The organism is Micromonospora sp. NPDC005305 (genome assembly GCF_040607315.1).
In the GTDB taxonomy this organism is placed as follows: Bacteria; Actinomycetota; Actinomycetes; order Mycobacteriales; family Micromonosporaceae; genus Micromonospora.
The window spans coordinates 28805-40348 of record NZ_JBEXGL010000021.1 but is presented as its reverse complement, the minus strand read 5'-3'; the positions used below and the strand labels follow the sequence as shown (position 1 = coordinate 40348).

The window sequence follows — 11544 nt, the reverse complement described above, 5'->3', positions numbered from 1 at the left end:
GAGGAACAACGATGGGTCAGCACCCCAAGGGCGATTTCGACCTGTCTCGGGCGGTCTGGCAGCGGGCCGAGGGCGACTCGTCCGAGAGTGCGGTCGAGGTGGCCTTCGTCGGCGACCTGATCGGGATGCGGAACTCGGCCGAGCCGGACGGGCCGGTGCTGGTCTTCACGCAGGACGAGTGGGACGCGTTCGTGGCGGGCGCCCAGGACGGCGAGTTCGACCTGGACTGAGCCGCCGCGCTCAGTCACCGTCACCCCAGCCGAGACCGCCCGGGCCGGGCGCGTGGTGGAAACCCGGGTGGCCGGCCACGTCGGCGCAGCGCTCGCCGTCGGGGCCGGCCGCACCGCAGAACAGCCGCTCCGCGCGGTGCCAGGCGTCGGCCGGGGACAGCGCCGCCGCGCCGAGCGCCAGCTCCGGGCGGAGCAGGCCGAGCGCCTCGGCGTACGCGACGGCCAGCTCCCGCGCGGTGGTCTGGTCGGCCGCCTCGAAGCCGAGGTGCACCGTGAAGTGCCGGGGCGGCCGGGCCGCGGCACGCCGGGGTGGACCGACCAGCGGCTCCTCCCGGTCGCCGCGCCGCAGCCCGGTCGCCGCCCGCCGCTGCCGCCAGTGTGCCGCCCTGTTGTCCCGCATCCGTCCTCCCCGTCGCGGTGGTCGCCCCGCCGGGAGGCCCGCCGGCGGGTGCGGGGCCGGCCGCCGCCGGCCCCGCATCGAAGACAACCAGCTTTTCCGCGTCCTGGGAGGGGCCAGCTTCCGCGCTCGCCGCCGGGGCCGCACCGGCCGGACGCCGGGGCCGGGACAGTGGCGGCCGCGGCCGCGGCGGCGGGGCTGGGGCGGCGCGGACGCCGGGGCCGGGGCAGCGCGGGCTGGGCGGCGCGGCCGTCGCCGATCGCGGGTCGTGGAGGCCGCGGATGCCGAGGTCACGAGGTTGCGGGCGAGGATTCGCCCGCGCCGGCACGGGTAGGTAGCGCAGCGGCCGCGCAGGGTCGCCGAGCCGCGTCAGGAGCAGCGATGAGCACCATCCCCAGCGACCGCAGCCCGGAGAGCACGCTCGCGTTCCTCCGCGAGGGCTACCGGTTCGTCGGCGCGCGGTGCGACCGCCTCGGCACCGACATCGTCCAGACCCGGCTGCTGCTGGAACCGACGATCTGCCTGCGGGGCCGCCCGGCGGCGGAACTGTTCTACGACAACGAGCGCTTCGTCCGGCGCGGCGCCATGCCGATGCGCGCCCAGCGCACGCTGACCGGGGTGGGCGGCGTCCAGGGCCTCGACGGCGCCGCGCACCGGAGCCGCAAGGCCATGTTCATGTCGATCATGACACCGGCGGCGATCCGCCATCTCGGGCAGCTCTTCGACGACGAGTGGCGGGCCCGCGTCCCGGCGTGGGCCGAGTCCGGGCCGGTGGTGCTCTACGACGAGGTGGGCCGGCTGCTCACCCGGGCGGTCTGGGCCTGGGCCGGCGTGCCGCTGGCCGACTCCGAGGTGCCCCGCCGCACCGCCGAGATGCACGCGATGATCGAGGGGCCGGCCGTGGTCGGTCCGGGGCACTGGCGGGGCCGGCTCGGCCGCCGCCGCGCCGAACGGTGGGCCGGCGAGGTGATCGAGCGGGTACGCGCCGGCGCGCTGCCCGCGCCGGAGGGCAGCGCGCTGCGGGTCGTCGCCGAGTACCGGGACGAGCGGGGAACCCTGCTGCCCCGCCGGATCGCGGCGGTGGAGCTGCTCAACGTGCTCCGCCCGACGGTCGCCGTGGACCGCTTCGTGGTCTTCTGCGCGCTGGCGCTGCACGACCACCCGCACTGGTGCGACCGGGTCCGCGGCGACGACGCGGCGGCCGAGAGCTTCGTGCAGGAGGTACGGCGCTACTACCCGTTCTTCCCGGTGGCCGCGGCCCGGGTCCGGCGCTCGTTCGAGTGGCAGGGGTACGACTTCCCGCAGGGCCGGCGGGTGCTGCTCGACCTCTACGGCACGAACCACCACCCGGAGTTGTGGCCGGAGCCGGAGCGGTTCCGGCCCGAGCGGTTCGACGGCTGGCGGGGTGACCCGTTCCGGCTGGTCCCGCAGGGCGGCGGCGACCACGACACCGGCCACCGCTGCGCCGGCGAGTGGATCACGATCGAGTTGATGAAGCGGGCGGTCGGCAACCTCACCGGGTCGATGAGCTACCGGGTGCCGCCGCAGGATCTGGCCCTCGACCTGGGCCGGATGCCCGCCCTGCCGCCCAGCGGCCTCGTCCTCGACGGGGTTCGCCGCACCGCGTGATCAGCGCGGGAGGACAGTCACGACACCACCACGAGCGCCTGCGGGGCGGCCTGCTTCATCCGGGTGCGCAGCCACTTGAGTTGGATGGCGGTCTCCTGCTCGCAGGCCCGCACCACCCCGAGCAGGTCCTCGTCCCGGGCCCCGTACGCGGCCTGCCCGACCACCGTCCAGCAGATGTCGCACTCGGCGGCCATGAGGTAGAGGTCCTGGAGGTCGCGGAGCAGACCGATCGGCCCGGTCCGGGTGCCGGAGAACAGCGCGGAGTGCAGCCGGTCCGGCTCGGCCGGGGCCTCCTCGGCGTAGCGGCGGGCGAAGGGCGCCAGCTTCTCCGCGTGGGCGCGGCACTGGTCGGCCAGCTTCTCGCAGGTGTGGAAGACGTCCGGCTCGTCGCCGTGCGCCTTCCCCACCTCGGTGAACGCGTCGCCGAGGCGTTCCTGGGCCTTGTGCAGCAGGCCGAGATAGTGGGCCAGGTGCATGTCACTCCCCCCTCGACGGCGCCTCGGCGGCCGGCCCGCCGACCGTGGCCGGGATTCCGGAGCCCTCCGGCGGGGCGGAGCCGCCCACCGTGGGGGCGGGCGAGGGGTGGCCGCCCGAGTCGGCCTCCTTCACCAGCCGCACCGCCGCCACCTTGAAGATCGGCTGCTTGGAGACCGGGTCCCAGGCCGTGATGGTCAGCTCGTTGGCGGCCCGGTCGTGCCGCCCCTCCCCGGGGTGGGCGCCGTCGGCCGCGTCCCAGTAGCCGTAGTGGAAGGGGAGGAAGACCACGCCGGGGCGTACCCCGCAGATGCGGGCCCGGGCGCGGACGACGCCGCGCGGCGACTCGATCCGGACCAGGTCCCCCTCGCCGACGCCGAGCCCCTCGGCGTCGGCCGGGTTGAGCTCCACCCACGACTCGGGGGCGGCGTGCACGAGCTGGGTGGCCCGGCCGGTCTTGGTCCTGGTGTGGAACTGGTAGACCGTCCGCCCGGTGGTGAGCAGCAGCGGGAAGTCCCCGCTGGGCACCTCCGGCGACGGCTGGTACGGCGTGGCGTGCAGGAACGCCCGGCCGGCGGGCCGCTTGGCCCGGTACTCCTCGGGCAGCAGCTCGGCCCCGGTGGCGAGATCGTGGCCGTACGACTCGCAGTAGTCCGGGTCGGTGTTGAACACCCCGTCGGTGTAGAGCCGCTCGGTGCCGTCCGGGTGCTCGTCGGTGCACGGCCACTGGATGCCGCCGCTGCGCAGCCTGTCGTAGGTGATCGCCGTGTAGTCGCAGGGCCGGCCGCGCGAGCACTCCTTCCACGCCTCGAACACCTCCTCCGGCCCGGTCCAGGTGATCAGCGGCTCGCCAGCGGAGTTGCGGAAGTCCATCCGGCGCGCGTAGTCGAGGAAGATGTCCAGGTCGGGCCGGGCCTCGCCGGGCGGCTCGACGGCCTTGTCGGAGATGTGCACGGTCCGGTCCACGCTGGTGAACGTGCCGGTCTTCTCGCCCCAGGTGGCGGCCGGCAGCACCACGTCGGCCAGCTCGGCGGTCTCGGTCAGGAAGAGGTCCTGCACCACCACGAACAGCTCCGGGTTCGCCAGGATCCGGCGGATCCGGGCCAGGTCGGGCAGGGACACCGCCGGGTTGGTGGCCGAGATCCACAGCAGCTTGATCGAGCCCTGCTCGGCGTACCGGAAGATCTGCATGGCGTGCGTCGGCGGCGCCCAGTGCGGGATCTTGTCGACCTCGACGTTCCACAGCCGGGCCAGCTCGGCGATGTGCTCCTCGTTGGCCCAGTTGCGCAGGCCGGGCAGGTCGCCGTCGGCGCCGCACTCGCGGTTGTTCTGCGCGGTGGGCTGGCCGTTCATCTGGTAGAGCCCGGCCCCGGGCCGGCCGATCATGCCCCGGATCAGGTGCAGGTTGTTCACCTGGCAGGACGCCGCGGTGGCCTGGTTGGACTGGCTCATCCCTCCTTCGGCGCCGCCCACAGCGGCATCGGCCGGCCGGTCGCCCGGTTGAACAGCAGGTCGACCACGGTCACCAGCAGCACGGCGGCGAACGCGACGACGAGCTGGGTCGGGGTGTGCAGCAGCCCGAGGCTCACGATCAGTGTGGTCGCGCCGGCCGGAGGGTGCGCGGCCTTCCCCACGACCAGCACCGCGGCGGTGACGGCGAGGGAGCCGGCCGCCGCGACGATCCGCGCCCCGGACACCCCCTCCTGGAGCGCGGACGGCCGGTCGGCGAGGCCGGTGGCCACCAGGAACGCGTACCCGGCCGCGGGATTTCGAATCGACGGGCGTCCCGGCCGTCGCGCGTCCGGTCAGGCCGGCTGCGGGTGCAGCACGGTCCGCAGGCAGCCCTCCTCCTTCTTCTGGAAGATCTCGTAGCCCCGGGCCCCCTCCTCCAGCGACATGGGGTGGGTCGCCAGGTAGCCCGGGTCGATCTCGCCGATCGCGATCCGGTCCAGCAGCATGGGGATGTAGCGCTGGGCATGCATCTGCCCCATCCGCAGCACCAGCGCCTTGTTCATGGCCGCGCCGAGCGGGAACTTGTCCACCAGGCCGGCGTACACCCCGACGATGCTCACGGTGCCGCCCTTGCGGCACGCCATGATCGCCTGCCGGACCGAGGTGGGCCGGTCGGTCTGCAGCCGGGCGCTCTGCTTCGCCCGGTCGTACGCGTAGATCGGCCCCACGTCGTGCGACTCCATGCCGACGGCCTCGATGCAGGCGTCCGGCCCGCGCCCGGCGGTCAGCTCGCGCAGCGCCTCCAGCACGTCGGTCTCCGCGTAGTTGATCGTCTCGACGCCGAGCCGCTGGGTGGCGGTGGCCAGCCGCTCCGGCAGCCGGTCGATCACGATGACCCGCTCGGCGCCCAGGATCTGCGCGGACCGGGCGGCCATCTGACCCACCCCGCCGGCGCCCCAGACGGCGACCACCTCACCGCCCTTGAGACCGCAGAAGTCGGCCGCCATCCACCCGGTCGGCATGGCGTCGGAGGCGAACACCACCGAGTCGTCCGGCACCCCGTCGGGCACGGTGAACGCGCCGACGTCGCCGAACGGCACCCGGATGTATTCGGCGTGGCTGCCCGAGTAGCCGCCGGCCGCGTGCGAGTAGCCGAGGATGCCGGCCGGCGAGTGGCCCCAGAGCTTCTCGGTGAAGACCGGCTGCGGGTTGGAGTTGTCGCAGAGCGAGTACTGCTCGGTGCGGCAGTACCAGCAGCCGGCGCAGGCCACCACCGAGCCGACGACCACCCGGTCGCCGACGTTGATCCGCCGCACGTCCGGGCCGGTCTCCACCACCTCGCCCATGAACTCGTGGCCGAGGATGTCGCCCTCGCGCATCGCCGGCAGGTATCCGTTGATCAGATGCAGGTCCGAGCCGCACACGCTGCTGGCCCGCACCTTGACGATGATGTCCCCGCCCGACCGGACGGCCGGCTCCGGCACGTCGCGCACGGCCAGCTTGCCGACGCCCTCCCAGCACAGCGCCCTCACGGCCGGCCTCCCGCCATCAGCTTCTCCCGCATCCGGTCGGTCGCCTGCTCCTGCTTCGGGCTGCGCCCCGACGGGTCGTGCCGGGTGTCCAGCACCTGACCGGTCTCGATGAGCGACTTGATCCGGCGCAGGGCGCTGCGCAGCGCGACGTCCGGGTCGTTCCCGCCGGTCAGGCCGAGCGCCCGGCGTACCGGGCCGGACCGCCAGCGCAGCTGGGCCCGGATCTCGGTGCCCCGGTCCTGCGGCGCCGGCGCCAGCTCGACCCGCCCCTCCTGGGCCACCGGCCCCTCGGTGACCCGCCAGCTCAGCCGGCCCGGGCCGGCGACGGTGATCTCGGCCCGCCACTCGGTGCCGTCGCCGCCCGCGTCGGTCGCCACGCAGCGCCACCGGCTGTCGTCGAGCTGCTCCAGACTCACCCACTCGGCGAGCCCCCGGTCCAGCCGTTCCCGGTCGGTCCAGAAGCCGACCACCGCCTCCATCGGCCGGTCCACCGTGATTCCCCGGTGGACGACGTACCAGCCGTCCGCCCGGTCGGGTTGGCGCCGGCGCCGTCGCCGGGCCACCACCCGGCCGACCCCGAACGCGGTCACCGTGGCGGCGCCGGCCAGCGCCCACCTCGTCGCGTTGCTGCTCATCACGTCTCCTCCACCGGGGCGCCTCGGACCGCCCGCATCCCGGAGCGCTACCCGGCGCGGCGGCGTCGAAACGGCGAAACGGTTTGATCACCGGAATTTCGGGCACGCTGCCGTCCCCGCCGACCGAGAGGGGCGCGCCCGTGGCCCACGACCCCCGCCAGTCCGGCCGGTGGCATCCGGCCGGTGGCATCCCGGAGGCGCTCACCCGCCTCGACCTCGGCGCGGCGTCCGCGCCGGACCGGCTCCGGATGGCGTACGTCCTTCCGCTGCGCCCCGACGGCGACAGCGGCGGCGCCGGGCTGACCGGTTACCTCCGCGAGCTGAGCCGGTGGGTGGACGTGATCGTGGTCGACGGGTCGCCGCCGGAACTGTTCGCCCGGCACGCCGCCGCGTGGCGGGGGCTGGTCCGGCACGTCCCGCCCGACCCCGCGCTGCGCGGGCGCAACCCCACGGCGGTCGGCGTGCTGACCGGCGTCGCCCTGGCCCCCCACGAGCACGTGGTGATCGCCGGCGACGACGTCCGCTACGACCTCGGCGGGCTGCGCGCCCTACACGGGCTGCTCGACCGGGTGGACCTGGTCCGGCCGCAGGACCACGTCGACCCGCTGCCCTGGCATGCCTGGTGGGGCGCCGGCGGGACGCTGCTCCACCGGGCGTTCGGCGCCGACCGGCCGGGCACCCTCGCGGTGCGCCGGAGCACCTTCCTGGCCATGGGCGGCTACGACTCGGACGTGCCCGCCGAGAACCTGGAACTGGTCCGGACGGTCCGCGCGTACGGCGGCGCCACGGCGGCCCCCGCCTGGCTGTACGTGCGGCGGCTCCCGTCGGCCGGCGCGCGCCGGCCGGCGTACGACGAGCTGGCCCGGCCCGGATGGCTGCTGGCCGCGCTGGCGGTGCTGCCGGCCGCGGCGGCCGCGCTCGCCGCCCGCCGGCCGGGACTGCTGCTGCGGGCCGGGGTGGCGACGGTGGCCGTGGCGGAGGTGGGCCGGCGACGGGCCGGCGGCGCCCGCGTCTTCCCGGCACACACGACGCTCGCGGCGCCGCTGTGGCTGCTGGAACGCGGGGTCGGCGCCTGGCTCGCCGTGGGCCGGCGGCTACGCGGCGGCCGGCCCGCCCCGCACGCCCGTCAGGCGGCGCACTCCACCCGGGCGCTGCGCCGGCGGCTCGCCGAGCGCCGCCCCGACGACCTGGTGCTCTGGGTGGAGACCGGCGCCGCGCCGGCCCCGGCCCCGGCGGACCGGCTGCGGCGCTGAACCGGGGACCCCTCACGCGACAGCTCGCGGCCACCTCCCGGCGTGGCGCCGGGTGTGGCCGCGAGCTGCGGCGTACGGGTGTCGGCGGTCAGTACCGCACCTGGTCGCGGGACTGCTGCGCGGTGTCCTTGACGTCCTGCGCGGCGGACTTCGTGTCGTCCTTGACGGCGTGCACGGCGTCCTGCGCGGTGGACTTCACCGACTCGGTGGCCTGCTGCGCCGGCTCGCGCAGCTCCTCCTTCAGCTCCCCGGCGACCTCGGTGAGCTTCTCCTTCACGGCGCCGCTGTGCTCGGCGGCCTTCTCCTTGACCTGCGCGGCGACCTGCTGCTCGCGGCGGGTGGCCGGGATCAGCGAGGACACCAGCATGCCGACGCCGAAGGCGATTACGCCGGCCGCGATCGGGTTGCCCTCGGACTTCTCCCGCAGCACCTGCGGGGCCCGGTGGGCGGCGTCGCCGACGGTCGAGGCGGCGGCGTGGGCCTTGTCGCCGACGGTCGACGCCGCCGACGAGGCGTGGTCACCGACCGAGTGGGCGGCGTGGCCGGTGCTGTGGCCGAGGTCCGATGCGGTTCCCATCACCTTGTCCTTCACGTTGGTCAGCGCGCTGCGGACGCGCTGCTTGCGGTCGTCGACGATCCGGCCCGGGCTGACCTTGTACGCCAGGGCGTCCACGTCCGAGCTGAGGTTGGTGCGAGTGGCTTCGATCTCCCGGCGGATCTGGTCGGGATCGGTGCTCATCGGGTGACTCCCTCCGGGTGCGGCTTGAGCGCGTCGGGGATGCGCTGCACGCTGTCGTTGGTCTGCTTGAGGCCGCGAATCCGCTCGGCGTTCTTCTTGGCCTTCGAGTAGAGGACCGCGGCGACCACGGCCCAGATCACGGCCACGATCAGCGCGGCCAGGCCCGAATCCATCACGTTGTCCAGGAACTGCCACACCGCGATGGAGACGAAGAGCGCCACCATGTAGCCGCCGAAGCCGGCGCCGCCGAAGAGGCCGGCGGCCTTGCCCGCCTTCTTCCCCTCCTGGCGGATCTCGGCCTTGGCCAGCTCGACCTCCTGGCGCATCAGCGTGGAGAGGTCGGTGGTGACCTGGCGCATCAGCTCACCGATGGAGCTGCCCCGGACCTCGTCCGCGGTGTGCGGCGCGCCCGCCGCGGTGTAACCCGAGTCCAGTCCGGACCCCTGCGTCGGCATGCTCATGCCGTCGCCTCCCTTCTGTCGCTCGGGCCGCTCACGGACGGTTGACGCCGCTCGACGGCACGCCCGGCAGCGGGTCGGTGCGGCTCGGCGGGGGCAGCGGCTGGCCGGTGCCACCCTCCGGGTCGGCCCAGGTGTTCGGGGCGCCGCCACCCGGGTACGTCGCACCCGGCGCGGAGTAGCCCGGGTCCGGCTCGGCGTACGTGCCGGGGGTCGGGTCGAGGTAGCCGCCCTGCGGCACCTGCTCCGGCACCGCCCGGGAGGTCGGGATGACCGCGGTCCGGTCCGGGTCGTACGACTGCTGGCCCCCGCCGTCGCCGACCGCCGCGATGTTCCGGGTCAGCCGGCCGGCGACCACACCGAGCAGGGCGGCGCCCAGCAGGAAGGTGCCCGGGTTGCGGCGGGCGTAGTTCTTCACCTCGTGGAGCAGGTCGCCCGGCTCGCGCTGCTCCAGCCAGCCGGCCACGCCGTGCACCCGGTCGGCGGCCTGGTGGGCCAGCTCGGTGACCGGGCCCGCGCTGCCGCCGTTCTGCGCCATCGAGCGCATCTCCTCGGCCAGCGAACGCAGCCCGCTGGCCGCGCGCTGCTGCTGCTGGCTGGTCTGGGCGGTGACCTGGTTGCGGGCCTCGCCGTAGAGGTTGCGGGCTTGGCGCTTGGCCTCGCCCACGACCTCCTGGCCCTGCTCCTTGGCGGTCTGGGCGACCGCGCCGCCCGCGTTGGCGGCCTCGTTGCCGACCTGGCGGGCCTGGTCACGGACCCCGCCGCCGTTGGTCGACTCGTAGGTGCCGGACGTGGATGAGAGATCGTAAGTCATGATGTCCCTTCCGCTCGGAATTCGTAGCGGGTGTGCTGGGGGGATCACGCCGGCGTTGCTGCCGGCGTGTCGGAATCCCTACCCCCGGTCGCCGGGTCCATGCCTGATTCGTCATTTCTCTGCGGAGCCGCCCCGCGCCGGTCACACAATGGAGGGTCTGCCCGCCCCGGGCGGCGGTGAGCTACGGAGGTGACGGCGATGGCACGTGACGTGCGCGGACGCGCCGCGGCCCGGTCCCGGCCGCCGATCCAGAAGGTCGCCCTCGCGGTGGCCGCCGTCTTCGTGCTGATCGGTGTGCTCGGCTTCGTCCCCGGCTTCACCACCCACTACGGGGACCTGAGGTTCGCCGGCCACCACTCGGAGGCCAAGCTCATCGGCCTGTTCCAGGTGTCGATCCTGCACAACCTGCTGCACCTGCTCTTCGGGCTGGCCGGCCTCGTGCTGGCCCGGCGGATCGCCGGGGCCCGGCTGTTCCTGGCCGGCGGCGGCGCCGCCTACCTGGGCCTCTGGCTGTACGGCTTCGCCATCGACCGGGAGACTGCGGCGAACTTCGTGCCGTTCAACGACGCCGACAACTGGCTGCACCTCTTCCTCGGCTTCGGCATGCTCGCGCTGGGGCTGCTGCTCAACAACGAGGTGGGTACCGGCGGGCGGCCGGACACTCCCTTCGACCGGCCCTGACCAGCGCCGTCACCCGTTCGGGCGGCGTCGGCCGCGACGCGCCGGGCCGGCGTTTGCCCGTTGGCGGCCCGGGGCACAGGACCACCACGGGGGGTTACCCCCGGCGGGACGAGGAGGTCCGGCGATGCCACGGTTGTTGCGGGACAACGCACTCACGGTCGCCATGCTCGGCGCGTTCGTGATCTTCCTGGTGTTGCAGAGCGTGTTCGGCTGGCAGGTGCACAACGAGGAGTTGGCCGAGTACGGCGCCGCGCCGCTGAGCTGGTGGGCGTACCTGGGCACCGGGCACTTCGCCGAGGCGGTCTTCGAGAACTGGGAGTCGGAGTTCCTCCAGATGGGCGGCTACGTGCTGCTCACCGCGTACCTGGTGCAGAAGGGCTCGGCCGAGTCGAAGCCGGAGGGCCAGACGGACCGGCCCGAGGACGACCCGCGGCACGGGACCCCGGACTCGCCCTGGCCGGTGCGGGCCGGCGGGCTGCCGCTGGTGGTCTACCGGAACAGCCTCTCGATCGCGCTGTTCATGATCTTCGCGGGCTCGTTCCTCGGGCACCTGTTCGGCGGCGTGGCCGCCTACAACGAGGAGCAGGCGTTGCAGAGCGGGGCCGCCCCCATCGGCGCCTGGCAGTTCCTCGGCACCAGCGACTTCTGGTTCCAGTCGATGCAGAACTGGCAGAGCGAGTTCCTCGCCGTGGGCGCGCTGATCCTGCTCAGCATCGTGCTGCGGCAGCACGCCAGTCCCGAGTCCAAGCCGGTCACCGCGGCCCACGCCGAGACCGGCGCCTAGGGCCCGCCGTCAGGCGGCGACCGGCAGCCGCTTGGCGAAGCACACGCTGAACGGGTTGTCGACGTACTCGCCGTACACCGGAACGGGCCGGTAGCCGCAGGACCGGTAGAGGCCGATGGCGGCCGGCAGATAGCTCCCGGTCTCCAGGCACACGGTGGTGTGCCCCTGCCGGAAGGCCAGCTCCTCCAGGGCCGCCAGCAACTGCCGGGCGATCCCCCGCCCCCGGTACGCCGGCCGGACGTACATCCGCTTCAGCTCGCCGGTGTCGGCGTCGAGGGCCTGGAGGCCGCCGCAGGCGACCGCCAGGCCGCCCTCGACCACCGCCAGGTAGCGGATGTCGTCGTGGGTGACCGTCGCCTGCCCGTCCAGGCCGCCGTCGGCCTCGCGCAGCTCCCGCTGCTGCGCGGCGACCAGGGCGGCGACCTCGGGATCCGTGGCGGGACGGGATTCGATCAGCATCCCGTCA

General features: G+C 74.4%; 15 protein-coding genes. 5 read left to right on the top strand and 10 right to left on the bottom strand.

What is annotated here, in order from left to right:
- Positions 1-11 precede the first annotated feature (11 nt).
- Entirely contained in the window at positions 12-230 is a 219-nt protein-coding gene (locus tag ABZS80_RS26740; protein WP_151462574.1) for a DUF397 domain-containing protein, read from the top strand.
- A 10-nt stretch (positions 231-240) separates the two neighbouring features.
- On the opposite strand, the gene ABZS80_RS26735 is transcribed toward ABZS80_RS26740, so the two are convergent.
- On the bottom strand, positions 241-630 hold the full coding sequence (locus ABZS80_RS26735; RefSeq protein WP_355060045.1) for a hypothetical protein: 390 nt from the start codon (positions 628-630) through the stop codon (positions 241-243).
- 378 nt (positions 631-1008) lie between these two features.
- Between ABZS80_RS26735 and ABZS80_RS26730 the strand changes: the two genes are divergently transcribed.
- Positions 1009-2256, top strand: a complete 1248-nt coding sequence (locus ABZS80_RS26730) for a cytochrome P450 (RefSeq protein ID WP_355060043.1) — start codon at positions 1009-1011, stop codon at positions 2254-2256.
- Between the two features lie 17 nt (positions 2257-2273).
- Here ABZS80_RS26730 and ABZS80_RS26725 read toward each other — a convergent pair whose 3' ends face one another.
- From ABZS80_RS26725 to ABZS80_RS26705, 5 genes are all read right to left on the bottom strand, one after another.
- The gene (locus ABZS80_RS26725) at positions 2274-2732 is read right to left on the bottom strand and encodes a hypothetical protein (RefSeq protein WP_355060041.1); all 459 of its coding nucleotides are present in this window, start codon (positions 2730-2732) and stop codon (positions 2274-2276) included.
- Between the two features lies 1 nt (position 2733).
- Positions 2734-4182, bottom strand: a complete 1449-nt coding sequence (locus tag ABZS80_RS26720; RefSeq protein ID WP_355060039.1) for a molybdopterin dinucleotide binding domain-containing protein — start codon at positions 4180-4182, stop codon at positions 2734-2736.
- Positions 4179-4472 (bottom strand): HPP family protein, encoded by a 294-nt coding sequence (locus tag ABZS80_RS26715; RefSeq protein WP_355060037.1) that lies wholly within the window; start codon positions 4470-4472, stop codon positions 4179-4181. The genes ABZS80_RS26720 and ABZS80_RS26715 overlap by 4 nt, the downstream gene beginning before the upstream one ends.
- 63 nt (positions 4473-4535) lie before the next feature.
- Positions 4536-5714 carry a zinc-dependent alcohol dehydrogenase gene (locus ABZS80_RS26710; RefSeq protein WP_355060035.1) on the bottom strand — a complete coding sequence of 393 codons (1179 nt, stop codon included), beginning with the start codon at positions 5712-5714 and terminating at the stop codon, positions 4536-4538.
- On the bottom strand, positions 5711-6349 hold the full coding sequence (locus ABZS80_RS26705; RefSeq protein ID WP_355060033.1) for a cyclase: 639 nt from the start codon (positions 6347-6349) through the stop codon (positions 5711-5713). The genes ABZS80_RS26710 and ABZS80_RS26705 overlap by 4 nt, the downstream gene beginning before the upstream one ends.
- Positions 6350-6489: 140 nt before the next feature.
- Between ABZS80_RS26705 and ABZS80_RS26700 the strand changes: the two genes are divergently transcribed.
- Positions 6490-7602 carry a glycosyltransferase family 2 protein gene (locus ABZS80_RS26700; RefSeq protein ID WP_355060031.1) on the top strand — a complete coding sequence of 371 codons (1113 nt, stop codon included), beginning with the start codon at positions 6490-6492 and terminating at the stop codon, positions 7600-7602.
- Positions 7603-7690: 88 nt separating this feature from the next.
- On the opposite strand, the gene ABZS80_RS26695 is transcribed toward ABZS80_RS26700, so the two are convergent.
- From ABZS80_RS26695 to ABZS80_RS26685, 3 genes are read right to left on the bottom strand one after another with little or no spacing between them, the layout of a single operon-like run.
- On the bottom strand, positions 7691-8341 hold the full coding sequence (locus ABZS80_RS26695) for a DUF3618 domain-containing protein (RefSeq protein ID WP_355060029.1): 651 nt from the start codon (positions 8339-8341) through the stop codon (positions 7691-7693).
- Positions 8338-8802, bottom strand: a complete 465-nt coding sequence (locus tag ABZS80_RS26690) for a phage holin family protein (RefSeq protein WP_151462565.1) — start codon at positions 8800-8802, stop codon at positions 8338-8340. The genes ABZS80_RS26695 and ABZS80_RS26690 overlap by 4 nt, the downstream gene beginning before the upstream one ends.
- Before the next feature lie 31 nt (positions 8803-8833).
- Complete coding sequence (locus ABZS80_RS26685; RefSeq protein WP_355060026.1) at positions 8834-9613, bottom strand: hypothetical protein; 780 nt, start codon at positions 9611-9613, stop codon at positions 8834-8836.
- Between the two features lie 198 nt (positions 9614-9811).
- Here ABZS80_RS26685 and ABZS80_RS26680 point away from each other — a divergent pair, with 198 nt between their 5' ends.
- Complete coding sequence (locus ABZS80_RS26680) at positions 9812-10294, top strand: DUF4383 domain-containing protein (protein WP_355060025.1); 483 nt, start codon at positions 9812-9814, stop codon at positions 10292-10294.
- A 124-nt stretch (positions 10295-10418) separates the two neighbouring features.
- On the top strand, positions 10419-11078 hold the full coding sequence (locus ABZS80_RS26675) for a DUF6766 family protein (protein WP_355060023.1): 660 nt from the start codon (positions 10419-10421) through the stop codon (positions 11076-11078).
- A 9-nt stretch (positions 11079-11087) separates the two neighbouring features.
- Here ABZS80_RS26675 and ABZS80_RS26670 read toward each other — a convergent pair whose 3' ends face one another.
- Positions 11088-11537 carry a GNAT family N-acetyltransferase gene (locus tag ABZS80_RS26670; RefSeq protein WP_355060021.1) on the bottom strand — a complete coding sequence of 150 codons (450 nt, stop codon included), beginning with the start codon at positions 11535-11537 and terminating at the stop codon, positions 11088-11090.
- Positions 11538-11544: the final 7 nt, after the last annotated feature.